The organism is Bifidobacterium sp. M3-N-101, assembly GCF_023656805.1.
GTDB classification, from domain to species: Bacteria; Actinomycetota; Actinomycetes; order Actinomycetales; family Bifidobacteriaceae; genus Bifidobacterium; species Bifidobacterium breve.
In genome coordinates this window covers 11,382-31,442 of sequence record NZ_JAMOKQ010000004.1, presented here as the reverse complement: position 1 = coordinate 31,442, position 20,061 = coordinate 11,382, and the positions used below count along the sequence as shown (strand labels likewise).

Below are 20,061 nucleotides of genomic sequence, written 5' to 3'. Positions count from 1 at the left end.
TAATGGAGGTCGTAATGTATGACAGAAGACTGGATGCGGTGATCGCCGCCGCGCAGACCGGCAGCTTCGCCAAGGCCGGTCGTCTCCTGCATATTTCCACGCCGGCGGTGGCCAAACAGGTCAATACGTTCGAAAGGGAATACGGTCTGACGCTGTTCGACCGATCGCGCAGTGGCGTGCAACTCACCAAAGCCGGCAAGGAGTTCATCGAGGACGCGCAGATGATCGTGCGCCAATGCGAGGAGATTCTACGCCGTGCGCAACGGCGCAGCACCGACGACATCGCCACCGTCCGCCTTGGCGTTTCCATTCTGCGCCCCGGCCGCCGCATCCTCGACCTATGGCAGCGCGACGCTGGCAAACACACCGACATCCGCCTGGAACTGGTGTCGATGCCCGATGACTCCGAAGCGATCAACGACATCATCACCCATCTCGGCGAAGACGTCGATCTGATCTCCACGGCCTTCGACACCGGCTATTGGGATGACACCTGCAACACCCTCGCCCTCGATTCCGAGCCGCTGTGCGTGGCGGTGCCACGCAATCACGCATTGGCGAGACGCGCACGGCTCACCCTGAAAGACCTCGAAGGCACACGCATCCGTATCCTCAAACGCCATCGCGGCGCCAACGACACGGCCCGGGATCTTTTGGAACATCACCCCGCCATCGATCTGATTGACATCGACCACTACGATCTCGACACGTTCAACGACTGTGCCGAATCCGGTGACCTGCTCATCTCCAAACCCATGTGGGCCGGCATTCACCCGCAGCTCGTCAACGTGGCCGTGGACTGGCCCGAACCGGTCATCATGCACTACGGACTGCTCTATCCGCTCGACGCAAGCCCGGCGATTCACACATTCATCTCCCGCATCGCCGAACTATCCGGCCTTGCCGACCGCACTTCATGCCAAGCTGACAGGATGTGATACCGCAGCCCTCCGCCCCAAGCTTTGGCGATACCGGGTGCGACGCGGCGACGATCGTCACGTTGGGCGCGATCATCGTTCCGTCGCCGATAGTGATCTGCGCGTCATCCACCAACGTGCAGTTGAAATTAATGTAGACGTTGCGGCCCAAATGAACGTGATGCCCGCCCCACATCGCGTGATATGGCACCTGGATATACGCGCCATCGCCATAGTGTCCGCCTCGTTGCTTATCGCTCTTTCCACACAGCTCACTCAGGCCAAGAAGCAGCCCTCTCCATAGCAACCAGTGAGGCCACCATTCAACGCGAACGGTGGCCCCACTTATTATAGGCGTCTTATAGGCACTGAAAAAAGGAAGTATGCCGATAAGACAAGTCGAAACCGGAACGCCCGGTCAGTCGCCGGACTGCTTGGCGGCCGGCGCGATGGACAGCGACGGGTCGTTGAGCGGGATCATCATCGACTGGGTGGCGTGGTACAGGTCGGATTTGCCCGGCCAGACCGTGTTCAGCAACCGGTTGTTGCGGTCGAGCTGGTGGAACCAAGAGCCGTTGACGCGGTCGATGACGTATTCGTCGGCGTACTGCAGGAACTCGGCGTAGCGCTCGGCGTATTCGGGCTTGCCGGTCACGTGGGCCAGCGTCGAGGAGGTGTTGATGGCCTCGGCGAGCGTCCAGTGCATACGGTCGTGGACCACCGGCTTGCCTTCCCAATCAGTGGTGTAGACGATGCCGGGTGCGCCGTCGGCGTCCCAGCCGTCCGCGACCGCGCGATGGAACAGGTGCTCGGCCACGTCGATCAGTTTCGCCTTCTTGGAATCGGCGATGGGAGCGCTCAATGCATACTGCGTGATCAGTCGGGCCCATTCGATGCCGTGGCCCGGGGTGGCGCCGTACGGCTTGAACTGGTCGTCCGGCTTGTCCCGGTTGCATTCGAGATCGAGGCTCCAGTCCTCGTGGAAATGCTCAGGAATACGCCAGTCGTTGTTCTCCGACCAGCCGATTACATGGTCGATGATGCGGCCCGCGCGCTTGCGCCAGGATTCGTCGCCGGTGACGTCCGACACGACCAGGAACGCCTCGACCGAGTGCATGTTGGCGTTGAGGCCACGATACGGGTCAAGCTCGGTGAAGTCCTCGTTCCAGGTGTCCACGGACAGGCCGACCTCGTCATCCCAGAAACGATTGAGAAACACGTCCTGCGCGTCGGCCAGCAGTTCTGCCGCGCCAGGGCGGCCAAGCAGCGTGGCTGAAGAGGACGCAAGCAGCACAAACGCATGGGCGTAGCACTGCTTGGTACCGACGTGGCCGCCCTCGGGGGTGACGGCCGCGTACCAGCCGCCGTTCGCGTCGTCATGCAGCTCGCCACGCAAGCCGCGCAGGCCGGCGTCGACCAACGCCCCGGCGCCCGGATGACCCACGAACGCGGCCAGCGAGTACACGTGCGTCATACGGCAGGTGATCCACGTCTCGCGGTTGCGGTCCTTCCATGGCGTACCGTCGTCGCCCAGCCAATACGAGCCGCCGCCCGGAGACGGGAAGGCATGACCGAAGTCCATGAGATTATCGCGTTGCTCGTTGAGCCACGCCCTGTTTTCCGGCGCACCGAGCGCATATTTGGCTTCGACGTTCTGCATTTGCTTCACCCTTTCATGTGCTATGAGCAAGGAGCTCGAACAATATCTATCGGTTCATTTCCGCGAATACCAAAGAGGCATAGGTGGTGACAGCCACTGCCGAGAGAAGGACAATGGAAGTCATCCCGATTACCCCCTCCGCGATAGCCGGAATCGCTGTCGCAAGAGCTGTGCCCATAACGACGAGAAGGATTCCGACGGCGAACAGTGCGACTGCCTTCGCGACGGTCTTTCCCGAGGAATGGGCAGTAGAAGCAGTAGCTGCGTAGGTGTTCATGAGAGTCTCCTTCGATTATTGACAGTACCTAGCGTCGTTGCCTAACTGAAGCGCTTAAGTACAGTATAAGACATTAAGCTTAGCTCGACACGCCAAGAATGACGTAAATATGCTCAAAGCGTCATGTATCGCCATGTAACAGTACGTCAAAGTAACTTAATCGCTTGACTCCGCAACCGCTTGAAAAATCAAGGACATCGATGCCGATCTCAGCCATGCGCGGCCAGAGAGACCAACCAGACGCACTGGTGCATCACTGGCGGCATCGAACACCATCGACACCACGCCATTGCCCCATGCAAATCGTCAGTTGTCACCCAATGCCACGATGCTCATCTGCCCTGTTCACTCACCGTTCACGGGGGGGCGCCACGGAATCACGCACCATCAATTCATATGGTGATTCGGTGGCGTTAGACACCTTTTCGCCATCAATCTGCTTGAACAGCATAGGCACCGCACGGCTGCCCAAGCGGGGAATATCCCGCCACAGCGCGGTGATGGACGGTGTCGTAACGGTGCACATGAACGAATCGTCCCATGACACGATGGAGATGTCATCCGGCACACTCAACCCCTGTTCCAAGGCCACGCGCATGCCTTCGATGGCCATCACGTCATTGTCGTACACAATCGCCGTGGGCGAATCGGGGAATGAAAGCAGGCGGGAGGTGCATTCTCCGCCCTGCTCCGGCGTGTAGTCCGAGTGCAGGCAATCGTAGCGCATGCCCAGCGCCACGGTCTCCTCGTTGAAAATACGGTCACGCACGAACGTGTGCGCAAAGCGTTCCGGTCCGGCAATACGTGCAATGTGCCGGTGCCCCAGCTCATGCAGACAGTCGACAATCTGCCGCGCACCGTGGGCCTCATCACTCGACAGCGTCGGCAACCCTTTGGTCACGGATGGGTCGGCGATCACCAACACCGGCGATTCGGGATGTTCCTTATACAGCTCGATTCGAGGATCGCCGATTTCCACATTGGTGACCAAGGCGGCGTCCACGCTGCCGGAAGCAATCCAATTGCGATGGATGCGCAAAGCGCTGCTTGTGTCCGGCACGATGCGCAGCAGCAGCGAATAGTCGCGCTTTTCCAGTTCGGTGCCCAGACCGGCGATGAGTGCCATCGCATACGACTCCACGGCGAACACCTCGGGATTCATGCTCAGCACCAGACCGATCGACCGTGTGCTCGCATCGGATAATGCCTTGGCAGCGCTGTTCGGCTTCCACCCCATCGTTTCAGCGACTCGCAACACCTTTTCACGGGTCTCGCTGGAGACGCCGGGCTTGTCGTTCAGCGCATACGAGACGGCACTGCTGGAGACGCCGGCCGCCCGCGCGACGTCTGAAATGGTGACCTTGGCCTTACCCATACTGCCTCCTACGACGTAAATCAAACGGTTAAGTTCATTTAATCATGCCATACCATTTCCGACTCCGGCGTTTCCAAGACCGTGAGCGCCGCATCGACTGTGGTCCGAACCGATATCCGATGAACTCGGTCCGGACCAGCAGATCCGCGAGGCCAATGGCGCTCAGCGCTTCAGGTCGTTGGCGCAGCGCAACACGTTTGCCGCAACGAACGCTTGCGGGTCTACCGTGGCATTGCTGGCGATATGCCAGGTCACCGATTCGCCCGGCAGCAAAGTTGCCAGACCACCGTCGATGGAGGCCGCGGAATCGACTTTGTCGGCCATGCAGAACAGGTCACGCACGTAACCCGTGGCTGTGACGGTCAGAGCATAGCCGTCATCCGCCGGCTCCGCACTCGCCTTGAACGGCGTGGGCTCGAGCTTCTGGTCGATGACGTCGGTGCCGTTGTAGATTACGCGGGCAAAGGCGTCGTCGGACGGGGTAGCCACGATAAGCTCGTTCGTCGCATCGCCGAACATGGAGACGTCCGCCGGCAGCGGCAATCCGATATGCCCGACCGCGTCGAGAGTCACGTCGAACGAGGTCGAGGCGAGCGTCTCGCCGGCCAACGTCATGCGGCGCACCGTCCAAGTGCCGGCCCACGGCGCGAGCGTGTCGTTGAGCACGATCAGTTCGAGATGGTCAGGGGCGACGGGGTTGCCTTCCCAGCTCAGGTCCTCGCGGGCCTTGTCGGAGACGCGAGGCTGAATCGTGGCCAGACGCGGCGCGAAGAAGTCGCGGGAGGCGTACCACAGGGGCTTGCGGTGGCCGTCGTAGTCGACTGCGGCCCAGGAGACGACCGGCCAATCGTCGTTGAGCTGCCAGATCAGTGAGCCTGCGTTCACCGGTTCCAGTGAGCGCATATGCTCCACGCCGAAGCGGATGGCCTGCGCCTGCTGCAGCTGGCATGCCCAGTGCCAGTCCTCGATATCGGCCCAGTTGTCGGTGTCGATCAGCCAGTTGCGGGTGCCGTCGGCGTTGTAGCTCACCTCGTCGATGGTGCCCGGTGTCAGATGCGAGCGCATGCCACGGGCGAGCTTATAGTTGCCACCAGAGGCTTTCTGGTGCACGAGCATCTGCTTGCCGAACGGTTCGAGCTTGTCATCATGCACCACGCGGGTGAGCGTGCTGAACGCGGGCGGCGCCTGGTAGCCGAATTCGTCGGCGAAGCGCGGCGTGTAGTCGAGGTACTTGCGGTAGTCCACACGGTTCCACACATCCCAGATGTGCATGGTTCCGTCGATGTCCTTGTTGGCGTCGGTGAACTTGGTGAAGCTCATCGGGGAGCTTGGCAGGTAGACGTGCACCGGGTCGAGTTCGGCCAGCAGGGACGGGAAGAGATCGGCGTAATAGTAGTCGCCCCAGCCCTTTTCTCCGTAGCCGTAGGCGTTGGGTGCCTTGTCGTCGTCGCGCAGGGCCTGCTTGTAGCCCCACCATTCGGAGTAGGCCACATAGTTCTCGTTGGAGCCGTTCCACACGGTCAGGCTGGCGTGGGAACTCAGGCGCGCGATCTGCTCGCGAGCCTCGGCCTCCACTTCGGCGCGGGTGTCGGCGTCTTCCGGGTAGGCAGCGCAGGCGAGCATGAAGTCCTGCCAGACCATGATGCCGGCACGGTCGCACATCGCGTAGAATTCGTCGGCCTCATAGATGCCTCCGCCCCACACACGCACCATGTTCGAGTTGGATTCCACCAGATCGTTGACGCCGCGGCTGTAACGCGCGTCGTCCACCTGGGAGATGAAGGCGGAGTCGGGAATCCAGTTGTAGCCGCGCGCATGCACCGACACGTCGTTGACGTAGATCTGGAACGGGCGTCCGGTCTCGTCGGCGGCGGTGTCCACACGCACGGTGCGGAAGCCGACTTCACCGGCCCACTGTGCCTCGCCATGCTCGCCGAGACTCACCTGCACGTCGTACAGCGGCTGGTCACCGTAGCCGCGCGGCCACCACAGTTCCACGTCTGGAATCTCGACGGTAATCGAGCCGCTGTTACACCCTTGGGCGATGACGCCGGCCAGTTCCAAGTTCACATCATGGCCACCGACATGCACCATGAACGGCACAGCCGGCTTAGAAGAGTGCACATCGCCGGGAGACATCAGGCGACCACCACCGGCACGCTCGATGTCCACATTCACAGTCAGCACGCCGGTGCCGTCCGCGCGGACATCCACCAGTGGGCGCACGGACTCGATGCGGGCCTCGTTCCACGAGTCAAGGCCTATCGGACGCCAGATTCCGGCGTTGGCCACGTCGATGCCCCAATCCCACCCGAAGGAGTAGCTGGGCTTACGAATCTGGTTGAAGGCGTGATGCTCGGTGTGTGGATAGTAGCCACGTCGCTGTTCTTCGGTATCGGAAAAGCGCACGGGAGACATGAACACCACGGAAAGCGTGTTCTTGCCGTCGCGCAGGTAGGGGCGCGCATCCCAGCGGTAGGTGCGGTGGAAGTTGCGGGTATTGCCGACGATCAGCCCATTGAGCGACACATAGGCAACGGTGTCGAGTCCATAGGCCACCAGATCATGGCGGTCGTTGCCGTCGTTATGCCAGTCGAATTCGCAGGTGAATCGCCAGTCGATGTCACCGATCCACTGCTGCCTGTTCTCGTTGTCGCCATCGAAGGGATCTTCGATGAGTCCAGCATCGAGCAAGTCGATGGTGGCCTCGCCTGGAACCGTGGCGGGGATGCCGGCAGTGAGCCGGTCACGTAAGGCCTCAGGCGCGAGTTCCGGGTTCAACGCGGTGAACGTCCAACCAGAATTCAGAGGGGTGAAGGTGTGAGGGGTGTAGGTGGTGTGGGTGGTCATAAGAAGTCCTTACATTCACATGTAGGCTCCTCGGCAATCGGGGAGCCTACGAATGGCTAATACGGTGGAGACTACCGTCCAGCGGCCGCAAGTTCCTTGAGTCGACGTTCCGGGTCGGGGGCAGCTCCGATCAGGGTCTTGGTGTACTCCTCCTTCGGGTGGAGAATCACCTCGTCCGCCGGTCCGTGTTCTACGAGCTCGCCCTTGCGCATCACCATGATCTCGTCGGAGAAGTGGCGGGCGGTGGCCATGTCGTGTGTGATGTACAGCACGCCGAGATTTTCCTCGCGCTGCAGGCGAGCCAGCAGGTTCAGTACGCCGAGGCGAATCGAGACGTCCAGCGCGGAGACCGGTTCGTCGGCGATGAGGATGCTGGGCTCGGGGGCCAGGGCGCGGGCGATGGCCACACGTTGGCGTTGACCGCCGGACAGCTCGCCGGGCAACCGGGAGGCGAAATCCTCGCCGGGGGTCAGACGTACACGGTCGAGCAGTTCGATGACACGTTTGTGTACTTCCGCGTTGCTCATACCGGGATGATGGATCTTCATCGGACGAGCAATGTGGTGTTCGACCGTATGGAATGGGTTCAGCGAGGCATACGGATCCTGGAACACCATCTGCACGGTCTTACGGAAGATGTGGTCCGCCTTGCGTCCGTGGTGGTCCACCGGCTTGCCGTCGATGAGAATCTGCCCCTCGGTCGGCACCTCAAGGCCCAGAATCATCTTGGCGATAGTGGACTTGCCGGAGCCGGACTGGCCGACCAAGGCCACCGTCTTACCGGATTCCAACATGAAACTCGCATGGCTGACGGCCGTGAACTTCGTGGTTTTCAGGCCTTCGCGCAGGTCAAACTGCTTGGTGACATCCTTCAATTCAAGCGTGGTCATGATCTCACTCCTTGGTGGCGAACGGCGAGGTACCCATGGCCAGGTCCTCGGAACCGGTGCGAATAAACGAACCACGGTCGCCGGTGAGCGACGGGAAGCTGTCCAGCAGCTTGGCGGTGTATTCGTTCTGGGGATGGGTGTAGAGCTCCATCGCATTGTTCATCTCGACAATCTCGCCCTTGCGCATCACGGCGATGCGGTCGGAGATTTCCAGCAGCAACGGCAGATCATGGGTGATGAAGATGACAGCAAAGCCAAATTCGTCCTTCAGGCGGGTGATTTCGCGCAGAATCTCGCGCTGCACCACCACGTCCAGAGCGGTGGTCGGCTCGTCCATAATCATCACCTGCGGGTCGAGGGCCATTGCCATGGCGATCATCACGCGCTGGCGCATGCCTCCGGACAACTCGTGCGGGTAGGCGTTGAGCCTGTTACGGTCCACACCCACGCGTTCCAATAGCTCGCCGCATTTGTCGAGCCGCTCTTTCTTGCTCATGTCCGGGCGATGAGTGGTGAATACGTCGCCCAACTGGTCCTTGATCTTCTTGACCGGGTTGAGCGAATTCATGGCGCCTTGGAAGACCATTGAAATCTTCTCCCAACGGAACATGCGCAGGTCGTCGCCTTCCAGCGCACGCACATCAATCGGGTAACCTTCGCGCGAGTTGAACACCACACGGCCGGAGGTGACCACGGCTGGCGGCTTAAGTAGACGGTTCACGCCGTAGGCCAACGTGGACTTGCCGCAACCGGATTCGCCGGCCAGGCCGAGCACTTCGCCACGACCAAGCTTGAGGTTGACGTGTTTGACGGCTTGCACGGTTTTCTCAGCTCGGTATTCGACGCAGAAGTCGTCAATCTCCAGCACCGGATCCTGCTCGTATACCGGCGGCAATACGTTGTTCTGAATGGTTTCAATCATGATGCCACGGACTCCTTTGCTGCGACATGGGCAACATTGCCTGCGGGGAATGCGGCGTCGGACTTCGCCTTGCCGGCCTTCTCCTCGAGCTTCCACTTCTTGATCTGGCTGCGGGTGGCGGCCTTGAGCTTCGGGTTGACGATCTCGTCCACGGAGAAGTTGATGAGGGCCAACGCCGCGCCGAACAGTGCGATGCACAGGCCGGAGGGCACGAACCACCACCATGCGCCGAGGATCAGGGCCATGCCGTTCTGAGCGTAGTAAAGCATGGTGCCCCAGGTGTATGAGTCAGTGGCGCCCAAGCCCAGATAGGACAGTCCGGCTTCGCCGAGAATTGCGGCAATCACGGCCTGCATGGCCTGGGATGCGAGCAGCGGAATCAGGTTCGGGAAAATCTCGACGAACAGGATGCGCCACGGCTCCTCACCGGCCACACGGGCGGCCAGCACATAATCACGCGAACGCACGGACATCGTGTAGCCACGCAGCACTCGTGCGGGTCCGGCCCAAGAGGTCAGGGCCAGCACGCCGGCCACAAGGAACGCGGATTTGTTGGGCATGTAGCTGGCGATGACGATCATCAGCGGCAGACCGGGGATGACGAGCATCACGTTGGAGAGCAGCGAGAACGCCTCGTCGGTGGCACCGCCGACGTATGCGCCGAGGATGCCGAAGAAGCTGGAGAGGGCCACGGCCAGGATGCCGACCGTCACGCCGATGAACAGTGATCCTCGGCAGGCGTAGGCCAGCTGGGCGAACACGTCCTGCCCGGTCTGGGTGGTGCCAAGCCAGTGTTCAGCGCTGGGGGCGGTCAGGCCCACATCGCTTACCTTGTTCGGGTCCTGGACGAAGAACGGCACGACGATGGCAAAGAACGCGGTGACGCCGACGATGGTCAGGCCGATGGCCAGCTTTGGAGTCATGGGCGGGAGCATCGAGTCGGCTTTGCTCTTGCGCTTGTTGCCGCTTGGAGCCTGTAGTTCCTTCTTTTCGGCCTCGGTCAGGTTCGAGGCCGTCTTGGATGATATTGCGGTTGACATGATGCCTTTCCTTTCAGCCCTGAGCCCGGGTGCGCGGATCGATCAGGCCGTAGATCAGATCCATGAACAGGTTGGCGCCGAGCACCGAGATGGTGATGATCATGAAGATGCCCTGCATGAGTGCATAGTCGTTATTCTGCACGGCGGTGAGCAGCGCGAAGCCGATGCCGGGGTAGGAGAACACCGATTCGGCAACGATCGAGCCGGCAACCACGAATCCCAGGGAGATCGCAAAGCCGGAAATCGAGGGCAGGATGGCGTTGCGAGCCGCGTAGGAGGTCATGATCTTGAAGCGCGACAGGCCCTTGGCTTCGGCCGTCAGGATGTAGTCCTCGGAGAGGGTGGAGACCATCATGTTGCGCATGCCGAGCATCCAGCCGCCAACCGACGACAGCACGATGGTGATGGCCGGTAGCATGCCATACTTAATCACCGAGGCGATGAATGCCCAACTCCAGCCCGGGGTCACGCTCCAGACGTCATAGCCGCCGAACAGCGGGAAAATCGGGTTCTTCAAGCCGAAGAAGTACAGCAGGATCAGCGCGAGCCAGAAGTACGGGATGGACTGGAACAGCGTGGTGACAGGAATCAGGTTGTCGATCCAGGAACCGCGCTTCCATCCGGCGAGCGTGCCGAGAATCGTGCCGAACACGAAGGCGAGAATCGTGGAGATGCCCACCAGACCGACCGTCCATGGCAGGGTGTCGCCAATCACGGAGGACACAGAATTCGGGAAGTAGGTCACGGAGACACCGAGGTCCCCGCGGAAGATGTTGCCGAAGTAGCTGAGGTACTGCTGCCACATTGGCACCGAGGAATCGGAACCAAGCATCAGCTCGACGGCATGACGGGTGGCCGGAGTCACCTGGCCCTTCTGAGAGAGCTTGGAAATCAGCTGGTCGACGGGATTGCCGGGCATGATGCGCGGCAGGAAGAAGTTGAGTGTGAGCGCGGTCCACAGAGCAATCAGGTAAAATCCCAGTTTTCTCAAGACGTATTTCATGATTTGTCCTTACTGCTTCGGTTCGAGATGCTGCAGGATGATGCCCATATCCCAGGCCTTCCATGCGGCGGGCAGCGCGTACATGTTGTCTTCGGTGGGCCAGCCGGTTACCTTGGAGTCGTTGAATTCGGTGAGCATCGAGTTGATATAGACGGGAATGTACGGCACGTCGTTGGTGATCTCCTGCTGAACGATGGCGTACTGCGCCTTGCGCTCGGCCTCGTCCTCGGTGGCCGCCGCATTGGCGACCGCCTTGTCGACGACCGGGTTTGAGTAGCGGGCGTAGTTCTGACCGCCGGAGGTGTCGCCGACCTTGGCCATGTTGTCAGTGGTGTAACGCGGGCTGTACGTGTAATACGGATCTGAGGTGACGCCGAGTCCAAGCGAGTCAAGCGAAAGCTGGTAGTTGCCCTTCTGCTCGTTTTCGTTCCACTGGTTCCACGCCATCTGGGAGGAGACGATTTCGATGCCGAGTGGCTTGAGCTGCTGCTTCAGGGTGTCGTTGATCAGGATGTAGTCAGACCATCCGGCCACTGTCTGGATGGTCATGCTCAGCTTTTCACCGTTCTTGTAACGGTAGCCGTCCTGGCCCATTTTCCATCCGGCGTCCTCGAGGATCTGCTTGGCTTTGTCCGCGTCGCCGGTTTCCGGTGTGTATTGCAGGCTGTCGTCGGTGATCCATTTGGCGTCGCGGTCCGGCATCAGCATGGTGGGCGAGCCCATAGCTCCCGAGCCGGCGCCGGCAAGGGCGTTGAGCTGGGTGCGATTCATGCCGTAATAAATGGCTTGGCGCACTGCCGTGTCGGTCTGAGGCCCCTTGCACCCGGCTTCGGCGTTCGAACAGGTCATGACCACGGTGGTCAGGCGGGGCGTGTTCACGGCGGAGATGCGCGGGTAGTTCTTGAGCAACATCTTGTAGCTGGGGATGTAGGCGCTCATCCAGTCGACCTGTCCGGCCATCAGCGTGCTGGTGGCTGCGGAGGCGTCGTTCAGGGCCACATAACGCACGCCGTCAATCTTCGGCTTGCCGTTCCAATAGTCCTTAAAAGCCTTGAAGCTGTAGGACTGATTGGTGAACTTATCCAGCTTGAACGATCCGGTGCCGATCGGGTCGGCATTGGTGTAGTTCATCGGGTCCTTGACGTTCTTCCAGATGTGCTCGGGCACGATGGCCTGGCCGCCGAGGATGCCACCCTCCTGCATGTATGCGCCGGTGAACGGCTCATCGAATTCGGTGCCGTCCGCGTTCTTGGTCGGGAAGATCAGTTTGACGTGAGTATCGTCGATGACCTCGGCGGTGCAGGCCGTGCCGTTGGTGTTGAGGGCCGGGGTGTTGTGAATCAGGTTGAAGGTGAAGGCCACGTCTTTGGCGGAGAACGGCTCGCCATCCTGCCACTTGACACCTTTTCGGGTGGTGATGGTCAGCTCGGAGCCGTCTTCGTTCCACTCGTAGCCTGTGGCAAGCATCGGGGTCGGATCCTCATCCGAAGCGAGGTTATACCAGTACAGGGTCTCGTAGATCACGCCCAGCGTGGGACCGAGCGCTGTGGGAGAGAACGGGTTGAAGTTCTCGTTGAACGTGCCGGTCGTTCCGTTGAAGATACTGACCACGGTTCCGTCAGCTGCCGTGTTCGACCCGCCGGAGCAGGCTGAGACAGACATCAGAGAAGCGATGGCGGCCAGCGCTGCAATCGTGCGCCGTATGCCCTTTCTCACTTTCGACGTCATCGTCAATCCTTTCGATTGTTCTTGATTCTCCTTTGCCGGCTTCTTCACCGGCAATCTCCAGCGGTACTGTAACTCAACCGCTTAAGTAATTATGATGATAACTTAAGCGGTTGCGTAAATCAACCATGACTACGTCGCGCGTGTCTTATTGTTGTCACAACTCACACTACGCGCCCTACAGCTTGAAAAAATATTGCAGTTACTTACTTTTACAAAAAAATGTTGCATCAGATTTGTTATCGGATGCAACATTTTCCGTATACGTTATTTCACAGTATTGTACTGAACCACTTAATTATTCAGTCAAGCAGTTGTCACCGCTGCTCCTGAGGGATGGCATGCTCGGCGATCAGCCGCTTGTACCATTTGAAGCTATCCTTCGGGATGCGTTCCTCGGTCTCGTAGTCCGTGTACACGATGCCGAAGCGCTTGGTGTAGCCGAAAGCCCACTCGAAGTTGTCGAGCATGGACCACACGAAGGAGCCACGCAAGTCCACGCCGTCCTCGATGGCCTTGAGCGCCGCTTCGAAGTGCCGCTTCAGGTAGGCGATGCGCTTGGGATCGTGCACGGCCTTGGTGCCATCCGCCTCGATGACAACCCTATCTCCGCCCTCGACCGCGATGCCGTTCTCGGTGATCATCAGCGGAATCTCCGGATAGTTGTTGTGCACGCGCATCAGCAGGTCGTACAGACCCTTCGGGTCGATGTTCCAGCCCATGTCGGTGTGTTCGCCGGGCGTCGGCAGCCAGTCGACGTCGCTGGCACCGGGCGCGGTGGAGGCTGCGGTGGACTGCGGGAACTGCGGGCGATCGCTCATAGCGACCAAGCCGGAGGAATAGTAGTTGATGCCAAGCACGTCCAGCGGCTGGTGGATCTGTTCCAGGTCGCCGTCCTTGACGAACTCCCAATCGCAGATGCCCTTGGTGATGGCGAACAGTTCGTTCGGATAGTAGCCGCGCAGCATCGGGTCGAGCCACACGCGGTTGCCGATCAGGTCGAGACGGTGCACGGCGTCGGCGTCGCCACGGTTAAATTGAAGGTTCAGCGTGACCGACAGTTGCGACTTGGCACCGACTTCGCTGCGCACGGCTTGAGCCATCAGGCCATGGGCCAGATTCAGATGGTGCACAGCCGGGAAGGCTCCGGGGCCGAGGCCCAGACCGGGCGCATGTTCGGTGGCGCCGTAGCTCAGGTAGGAGGAGCACCATGGCTCGTTCAGGGTGGTATAGGTCTCGATGCGGTCGCCCAGGCGGTGGGCCACGACCTTGGCGTAATCGGCCAGCTTGTAGGCGGTGTCGCGGTTCAGCCAACCGTTCTTGTCGCCGAGGTACTGCGGCAGATCCCAATGGTACAGCGTGACCGTGGGCTTGATGCCCTTGGCCAGCAGTGCGTCGACCACGCGCTCGTAATAATCAAGGCCTTCCTCGTTGACCGGGCCGTCTTCGGTCGGCATCACGCGCGGCATGGCCACGGACAGGCGGTAGGAGTCCACGCCGAGGTCGGCAAGCAAATCGATGTCCTTGTGCCACAGATGGTAGGAGTCACAGGCCACATCACCGGTGTTGCCGTTCACGGTTTTGCCGGGCGTGTGGGAGAACGTGTCCCAAATCGATGGCGCGCGGCCGCCCTCGGTGGCGCCGCCTTCGATCTGATACGAGGCCGTGGCCGTACCAAACTGGAATCCTTCGGGAAATGTCATGGTCATATTGCTCCTTTGTCTGGCCATCATCGGTGTGTGGAAGATTACCCTCCACAGCGAGGGAATATGGGTTATATGTCGGGCTCTCACCGTGTCCGCGACACGCGGGTCTTGCATATCTCGGATCGTTGGGCAATAGTGTACCATGAAATCTGAAGCGGTTAAGTCGCTGTGTTGTGTACGGTTTTGGAACCATGTCGAGGAGAACGGACTCACCCCCCCCCCACGCCGACGCCTGCCAGACGGCACCTTTCCGCCAAGACCCGCACCAAGCAAGGAAGCAGCATGCAGCAGATCACTCCCAACAATCCCGTGATTAGGACCATGGGCCGCATCGACATCGACGTCCCGGACCGCCCGGTATGGGTGTTCCCCTACACGCAGGCCACGTTCCGCTGCACCGGCACTTCGGTGGGTGTCCGACTGATCAATCGCCATAACTATGGCGACAGCACACTCGGCGCGGTGATCGATGGCGTGCCTTATCGGGCGCGCATCACCGAGAATGACGCAGAAACCACCGTGATGCTCGCCGAGCATCTGCCGGACATCGGACATGAGGTGGTGGTCTATAAGCGTCAGGACGGCGAGCACTATCTGGAGATTACCGGCTTTCTCATTGACGATCAGGCCCGGGTGTTGCCGCCGGCCACACCTGCTCCCATCCGGCGCATCGAGGTATACGGCGATTCCGTATCGTGCGGCGAACGCAACGAAGCCGCGCTGTACACCGGCAAGGCCGACCCGGATACGGATCTGAGCCCCTACAGCAATTCGTGGTATTCCTATGCGGCCATCACCGCGCGCAATCTCGGAGCGTCAGTGAACATCGTGGCTCAAGGCGGTGCTTCGCTGCTGGACGGCATCGGCTGGTTCTGCGGACCGGATTACGTGGGCATGGAAAGCATCTGGGACCGCATCGAATACAACCCGTTCCTCGGCGGAACCAAGCCATGGGATTTCTCACGCTACACCCCGCAGGTCGTGGTTGTGGCGCTCGGACAGAACGATGCGCATCCAGTCGATTTCATGGCAGCGGACTATCAGGGCGAGCAGTCGGTCCAATGGCGGGCGCGATACGTCGATTTCCTGCGAACGTTGCGAGGCAAGTATCTCCAAGCCACCATCATCTGCGCCACCACCGTACTGCAGCATGACGCCAGTTGGGATCAGGCAATTGATGACGCCGTGCGTGTTGTCTCAACCGGCGACCGCAACAACGGCATCGCCCCGGACCCGAAGGTGCACCACTTCCTGTATTCGCGCAACGGTTCAGCCACGCCCGGTCACCCGCGCATCGCCGAACATCAGGAGATGGCGGACGAGCTCACCGCCTTCATCGAATCCCTCGGCCCTGCGATTTGGGACTGACCACCGTAGGCAACCCATCGGGACCCGCCGCTTACCATCAAGAGAGGAACTCACATGAGCGCATCACCACAGACGGCCACCGGCCCGGCACCCGGCGCCAACGCCAGCGGCGTGGACGAAAGCGCAGCCGAAGCCGCACGGAACAAGCCAATCGGCACCGCCGAGTTTCGGCCTTCCGCCATCTTCTCCCATGACATGGTGCTGCAACGCGGCAAGCCAATCGTATTGTTCGGCACCGGCACGCCTGGACGGCCCGTCGTGACCGTGCTGAGCACGGCAGATGGCAGCGCACTGATTCGCCGTCAATCATCGCGCTCCATCACGGACAGTGTCAGCGCCATCGGATCGATCGCCCCGGACGGCACCTGGATGGTTACGCTACCGCCGCTGGAAGCCGGTGGACCGTATACGCTGACCATCTCCGACCGCACCAGCGTAACGCTTAAGTACTTTAACGTCATGGTCGGCGAAGTATGGATTGCCAGCGGGCAAAGCAACATCGAATTCGAACTGCACAACGACCGTGATGCGGATTCGGCCATCGCCGCATCCGATGATCCGCTGCTGCGCTTCTTCAATGTGCCCAAGTTCGGCGTGGTGGACAGCGAACTTATCGCGGCCGAGAACCAGTCGGCCTGGCGAGCCAGCTCCCCCGATTCCTGCAGCACGATGTCCGCAATCGCCTATTATTTCGCACGCAAACTACGGCGGGACCTGGGACCCGACGTACCGGTCGGTATCGTCGATTGCTATATCGGCGGTACGTCGATCACCTCGTGGATGAGCGAACACATGCTCACCGCCACCGAGGCCGGGCGCGGCTATCTTGACCGCTACCATCAGCAGATCGACGGCAAAACCGATCAGCAGTTCCACGACGAAACCGACTCCTGGCAATGCACCTTCAATGCGTGGAATGAGCAGATCGCCGCCGCACAGGCTGCAGAACCGGACATCACGTGGGATGTGCTCAACGCCCGGTACGGTGAGTGCCCGTGGCCGCCGCCCGTCACCCCGTTCTCCCAATATCACGTCACCGGCGCATTCAACGCGATGGTGCGCCGGTTGGCCCCGTTCTCCACGCGCGGCGTGCTGTGGTATCAAGGCGAAGAGGACGAGCAGCGGTACGCCTCGTATCGCGAACTGCTGGGTTGCATGATCGGTGAATGGCGGACGTTGTGGAGCCGGCGCGCAGGCGGCGATTTCAGTGATAGCTACGATGTGGGGCGGATAGTCGCCGATGATGCCGCGCGCGGCCACGGTGCCGAACCAATCGCCGACACACCTGCCGCATCGGTCGGAAACGAGGCGGAACTGCCGTTCATCATCGTGCAATTGCCACGTTGGATCGATCAGAAGGAATACAACAGCGGCATTGATCGCATGTTCTGGCCTCATATCCGCGAAGCACAAGCTGATGCAGCACGTATCATTCCCGACGTGTATCTGGCGGTCACGTTCGATACCGGCGAGTTCAACAACATCCATCCGACCGACAAACGTCCGGTTGGTGAGCGCATTGCGCTGCAAGCCGAAGCCCATGTCTATGGTCTTCCCGTCCACGCCGATGGTCCCGCATTCGTTTCGCTGGCATCCGCCGGCGAAATGGCCGATGAGCTGCAGGTGCGTTTTGACAACGCCGACGGCCTGCATTTCGGACCGTGGTCTGGGAGCGACGATGTCGGTCACCTACCGGCAGTCCACTCGTCTGAATCCGGGGAAACAGAACCCTTGTGGACCGTGAATCGATGCGACGCGGCGGCTTCCGGCTTCGAAATCGCTGGATCGGACGGCATCTATCACCGTGCGGACGCACGGATCGAGGCCGATACCGTGGTGCTTCATGCCGACGCGGTATCGCATCCGATCTGCGCACGTTACGGCTGGTTCAGTTGGGGCCCGGCACCGCTGTTCAACGCTTTTGGCCTGCCTGCGGCCCCATTCCGAATTCACAAGTAGCTTCGCTGATGGCGCCTTACTGCACTGCCGGCAAGCGCACGGTCAGCTCGACCGGATTACCGTCCCATTGGGCCGACATCTCCCCCGCGTCAAGCATCAGTCCACCCACCTTGAGCAGGTGTCTTTCCTCGATGCCGGTACATCGCAGCAATGCCTCGACGCGCAGCACCAGCTCATCCAATTCGACCGGCTTGACCATGTAATCATCCACACCGGTATGGAAACCGTGCTTCTTCGAAGCCATGTCGTCACGCGCAGTCACGAAGATAATCGGCAGATGATCATCCATTTGCCGCAGTTTCGCCGCGAACTCGACCCCATCGAGGCCGGGTATCATAATGTCCGAAATCACGAGGTCGATGATTCGCCCATGTATCGCCGTATACGCCTCGTTGACCGACAGACACCCGTACACCGTGTACCCCGCGTCACGCAGATACATGCACATGATGTCGTTGAGTTCCTTCTCGTCCTCCACGACCATGATGGTTGCCATATCCATCCCCTTCCACTTCCTCAAAGGTTCAATATATTTCAGGTTGCTCCAGCGTCTTGCTCTCGCTGCCATCAGTACTATCAGCGGCACCACCGGTGTCGTCGCCGCGCATCAACAGGGAGTTCGCACGCCGGCATACGTCGAAGTTCACACCATGCAGATGGTCGATTGCCGGCTCGTTGCGCTCGGTCATGATCTTGCATATCCGCTTGGCGAGAGGCCCTGCACCGAGCCAGCAGAGGAAACCCGGGATCGCCAGCGCGACCATCAGGGCCATCAGTCCGCCCAGATACGAGAACGTCAGATTCACCATTTGCACGGCATTTTGCACCAAATTCCTACTTTAAAATTCGGTATTTTGCACCAAAACCATGTTCTGAAATGCGGAATTTTGCACATACAAGGCAGAAAATGTTACTCTCGTAAGGGATTCGGAAAGGAACTGCCATGCTTGAGCGCAAAATCTCGGACGATCTGCTGGAATGGAAGCGGAACGGCACTGGCAAAGCACTGCTGCTGACCGGCGCCCGTCAAGTCGGCAAGAGCTACGCAGTACGCGAGTTCGCCAAACACGAATACACCCATTACCTTGAAATCAACCTGTACGAGAACAAGCAAGCAGCCAAAGCGCTCGCATCTGCGAACGACGTGCAGGAGTTCATCAGCCGTCTGACCTTGTTTTCACCTTCGACGCTCATCCCCGGCGATACACTGGTTTTCATCGACGAGGTGCAAGAAGCACCGGACGTGATGACCATGGTCAAGTTTCTGATGGCTGACGGCCGTTTCGATTACGTATTCTCCGGCTCCATGCTTGGCACCGAGTTCAAGGGAGTACGCTCCTACCCCGTTGGCTCGGTCATCGAAAAAACCATGCGTCCCATGGATTTCGAGGAATTCTGTTGGGCCATCGGCGTACAGAAGACGACACTTGAAAGCATCCGAGAATCCTGCCAGTCGGCCACGCCAATCGATCAATACATTCACGATGCGATGATGACGAACTTCCGCACCTATCTGGTAGTCGGCGGTATGCCGGAAGTCGTGCAGCGTTTTCTGGACACCAAGGGTGATTTGGCGGCTGTTCGCGCGGTGCAGAACGAGTTGAACCGTCAATATCGCCACGATATTTCGCAGTACGCGGGCAGTCGCGCTTTGCAGGTGCAGGAGATCTTCGATCAACTTCCCGCCCAGCTCATTGACGGCAACGGCAGATTCGCCGTTTCCTCCATCAGCCCCGGCGCCCGATACGACCGCAACCAAAAGGATTTCCTCTGGCTCGTCGATGCAGGTGTGGCACTGAAAACCAACTGCATCACCGAACCGAAATCACCACTGAAGCGCACCTCGCAGTCGCCGAAGTTCAAACTGTACCAGTCTGATACCGGTATGCTCATGGCGCGATATCCGCAGCCAACCGCTCAGGCCGCATATCTCGATGATTCATCCCCGAACCTGGGCGCCATCTACGAGAACGTAATCGCTCAGGAGCTGACGGCACAGGGCATTCCGCTGTATTACTACATGGCGAAGAAACATGGCGAAGTCGATTTCATCGCCGACACAAACGCCGATTCCGTGATGCCGTTCGAGGTCAAGTCGGGGCGAAGCTACCGCACGCACGCCGCCATCGACGCCGTATTGGCCAATGCCGAATATCGCGTCTCGCAGGGCGTGGTGTTGTCCCGCTCCAATATCGTGCAGGACGGCAGAACAACCTATCTTCCGCTGTATGCCACGTACTGCTTGCGAGATGTCTGCAATCTTGCCTCACCCTCGACCGTCAGCACCATCGGCGACTTTTCGCTGACGGTGCACCCCGTGTAGGCTTCGCATCGGCGCAACCTGGCTCAAGCCGTTTGCCACGTACGGC

Annotated in this window: 16 protein-coding genes; 4 read left to right on the top strand and 12 right to left on the bottom strand. The window is 60.0% G+C overall.

Annotated elements, in window-relative coordinates:
• Nucleotides 1-14: 14 nt before the first annotated feature.
• Nucleotides 15-938 carry a LysR family transcriptional regulator gene (locus tag NBH12_RS03780; protein WP_032739536.1) on the top strand — a complete coding sequence of 308 codons (924 nt, stop codon included), beginning with the start codon at nt 15-17 and terminating at the stop codon, nt 936-938.
• Nucleotides 939-1,335: 397 nt separating this feature from the next.
• On the opposite strand, the gene NBH12_RS03775 is transcribed toward NBH12_RS03780, so the two are convergent.
• The 10 genes from NBH12_RS03775 to NBH12_RS03730 all read right to left on the bottom strand — a co-directional run bounded on the left by NBH12_RS03775 (nt 1,336) and on the right by NBH12_RS03730 (nt 14,368).
• Complete coding sequence (locus tag NBH12_RS03775; RefSeq protein ID WP_032739537.1) at nt 1,336-2,577, bottom strand: AGE family epimerase/isomerase; 1,242 nt, start codon at nt 2,575-2,577, stop codon at nt 1,336-1,338.
• A gap of 46 nt (nt 2,578-2,623) precedes the next feature.
• Complete coding sequence (locus NBH12_RS03770) at nt 2,624-2,854, bottom strand: hypothetical protein (protein ID WP_016462385.1); 231 nt, start codon at nt 2,852-2,854, stop codon at nt 2,624-2,626.
• Nucleotides 2,855-3,203: 349 nt separating this feature from the next.
• The gene (locus NBH12_RS03765) at nt 3,204-4,229 is read right to left on the bottom strand and encodes a LacI family DNA-binding transcriptional regulator (RefSeq protein ID WP_065454151.1); all 1,026 of its coding nucleotides are present in this window, start codon (nt 4,227-4,229) and stop codon (nt 3,204-3,206) included.
• A 162-nt stretch (nt 4,230-4,391) separates the two neighbouring features.
• Nucleotides 4,392-7,079, bottom strand: coding sequence for a glycoside hydrolase family 2 protein (locus NBH12_RS03760; RefSeq protein WP_250819186.1), 2,688 nt, complete (start codon nt 7,077-7,079; stop codon nt 4,392-4,394).
• A 71-nt stretch (nt 7,080-7,150) separates the two neighbouring features.
• Nucleotides 7,151-7,969, bottom strand: coding sequence for an ABC transporter ATP-binding protein (locus NBH12_RS03755; RefSeq protein ID WP_032739540.1), 819 nt, complete (start codon nt 7,967-7,969; stop codon nt 7,151-7,153).
• A 4-nt stretch (nt 7,970-7,973) separates the two neighbouring features.
• Nucleotides 7,974-8,891, bottom strand: a complete 918-nt coding sequence (locus tag NBH12_RS03750; RefSeq protein WP_014483991.1) for an ABC transporter ATP-binding protein — start codon at nt 8,889-8,891, stop codon at nt 7,974-7,976.
• Nucleotides 8,888-9,931, bottom strand: coding sequence for an ABC transporter permease (locus tag NBH12_RS03745; protein ID WP_250819185.1), 1,044 nt, complete (start codon nt 9,929-9,931; stop codon nt 8,888-8,890). Before NBH12_RS03745 ends, NBH12_RS03750 begins: the two co-directional genes overlap by 4 nt.
• Before the next feature lie 13 nt (nt 9,932-9,944).
• Entirely contained in the window at nt 9,945-10,934 is a 990-nt protein-coding gene (locus tag NBH12_RS03740) for an ABC transporter permease (RefSeq protein ID WP_003832644.1), read from the bottom strand.
• 9 nt (nt 10,935-10,943) lie between these two features.
• The gene (locus tag NBH12_RS03735) at nt 10,944-12,662 is read right to left on the bottom strand and encodes an ABC transporter substrate-binding protein (RefSeq protein WP_016462379.1); all 1,719 of its coding nucleotides are present in this window, start codon (nt 12,660-12,662) and stop codon (nt 10,944-10,946) included.
• A 314-nt stretch (nt 12,663-12,976) separates the two neighbouring features.
• Nucleotides 12,977-14,368: a GH1 family beta-glucosidase gene (locus NBH12_RS03730; RefSeq protein ID WP_014483994.1), complete on the bottom strand. Its 1,392-nt coding sequence runs from the start codon at nt 14,366-14,368 to the stop codon at nt 12,977-12,979.
• 279 nt (nt 14,369-14,647) lie between these two features.
• On the opposite strand from NBH12_RS03730, the gene NBH12_RS03725 reads away from it, so the two are divergent.
• Both NBH12_RS03725 and NBH12_RS03720 read left to right on the top strand, forming a co-directional pair.
• Nucleotides 14,648-15,733, top strand: coding sequence for an SGNH/GDSL hydrolase family protein (locus tag NBH12_RS03725; RefSeq protein ID WP_003832651.1), 1,086 nt, complete (start codon nt 14,648-14,650; stop codon nt 15,731-15,733).
• Between the two features lie 54 nt (nt 15,734-15,787).
• Nucleotides 15,788-17,692, top strand: a complete 1,905-nt coding sequence (locus tag NBH12_RS03720) for a sialate O-acetylesterase family protein (protein WP_003832653.1) — start codon at nt 15,788-15,790, stop codon at nt 17,690-17,692.
• Nucleotides 17,693-17,708: 16 nt separating this feature from the next.
• Here the strand turns inward: NBH12_RS03720 and NBH12_RS03715 are convergent, their stop codons facing one another.
• Complete coding sequence (locus tag NBH12_RS03715) at nt 17,709-18,188, bottom strand: response regulator transcription factor (protein ID WP_171844491.1); 480 nt, start codon at nt 18,186-18,188, stop codon at nt 17,709-17,711.
• Between the two features lie 28 nt (nt 18,189-18,216).
• Entirely contained in the window at nt 18,217-18,501 is a 285-nt protein-coding gene (locus NBH12_RS03710; protein WP_226792375.1) for a hypothetical protein, read from the bottom strand.
• Nucleotides 18,502-18,635: 134 nt separating this feature from the next.
• Between NBH12_RS03710 and NBH12_RS03705 the strand changes: the two genes are divergently transcribed.
• Nucleotides 18,636-20,015, top strand: coding sequence for an ATP-binding protein (locus NBH12_RS03705; RefSeq protein ID WP_003832655.1), 1,380 nt, complete (start codon nt 18,636-18,638; stop codon nt 20,013-20,015).
• Nucleotides 20,016-20,061 lie beyond the last annotated feature (46 nt).

What these genes read in the sequence shown, in the direction of transcription:
- NBH12_RS03780 (WP_032739536.1), top strand. Translation starts at nt 15, where the DNA reads ATGTATGACAGAAGACTGGATGCGGTGATCGCCGCCGCGCAGACCGGC.
- NBH12_RS03775 (WP_032739537.1), bottom strand. Translation starts at nt 2,577, where the DNA reads ATGCAGAACGTCGAAGCCAAATATGCGCTCGGTGCGCCGGAAAACAGG.
- NBH12_RS03770 (WP_016462385.1), bottom strand. Translation starts at nt 2,854, where the DNA reads ATGAACACCTACGCAGCTACTGCTTCTACTGCCCATTCCTCGGGAAAG.
- NBH12_RS03765 (WP_065454151.1), bottom strand. Translation starts at nt 4,229, where the DNA reads ATGGGTAAGGCCAAGGTCACCATTTCAGACGTCGCGCGGGCGGCCGGC.
- NBH12_RS03760 (WP_250819186.1), bottom strand. Translation starts at nt 7,079, where the DNA reads ATGACCACCCACACCACCTACACCCCTCACACCTTCACCCCTCTGAAT.
- NBH12_RS03755 (WP_032739540.1), bottom strand. Translation starts at nt 7,969, where the DNA reads ATGACCACGCTTGAATTGAAGGATGTCACCAAGCAGTTTGACCTGCGC.
- NBH12_RS03750 (WP_014483991.1), bottom strand. Translation starts at nt 8,891, where the DNA reads ATGATTGAAACCATTCAGAACAACGTATTGCCGCCGGTATACGAGCAG.
- NBH12_RS03745 (WP_250819185.1), bottom strand. Translation starts at nt 9,931, where the DNA reads ATGTCAACCGCAATATCATCCAAGACGGCCTCGAACCTGACCGAGGCC.
- NBH12_RS03740 (WP_003832644.1), bottom strand. Translation starts at nt 10,934, where the DNA reads ATGAAATACGTCTTGAGAAAACTGGGATTTTACCTGATTGCTCTGTGG.
- NBH12_RS03735 (WP_016462379.1), bottom strand. Translation starts at nt 12,662, where the DNA reads ATGACGTCGAAAGTGAGAAAGGGCATACGGCGCACGATTGCAGCGCTG.
- NBH12_RS03730 (WP_014483994.1), bottom strand. Translation starts at nt 14,368, where the DNA reads ATGACCATGACATTTCCCGAAGGATTCCAGTTTGGTACGGCCACGGCC.
- NBH12_RS03725 (WP_003832651.1), top strand. Translation starts at nt 14,648, where the DNA reads ATGCAGCAGATCACTCCCAACAATCCCGTGATTAGGACCATGGGCCGC.
- NBH12_RS03720 (WP_003832653.1), top strand. Translation starts at nt 15,788, where the DNA reads ATGAGCGCATCACCACAGACGGCCACCGGCCCGGCACCCGGCGCCAAC.
- NBH12_RS03715 (WP_171844491.1), bottom strand. Translation starts at nt 18,188, where the DNA reads ATGGCAACCATCATGGTCGTGGAGGACGAGAAGGAACTCAACGACATC.
- NBH12_RS03710 (WP_226792375.1), bottom strand. Translation starts at nt 18,501, where the DNA reads ATGGTGAATCTGACGTTCTCGTATCTGGGCGGACTGATGGCCCTGATG.
- NBH12_RS03705 (WP_003832655.1), top strand. Translation starts at nt 18,636, where the DNA reads ATGCTTGAGCGCAAAATCTCGGACGATCTGCTGGAATGGAAGCGGAAC.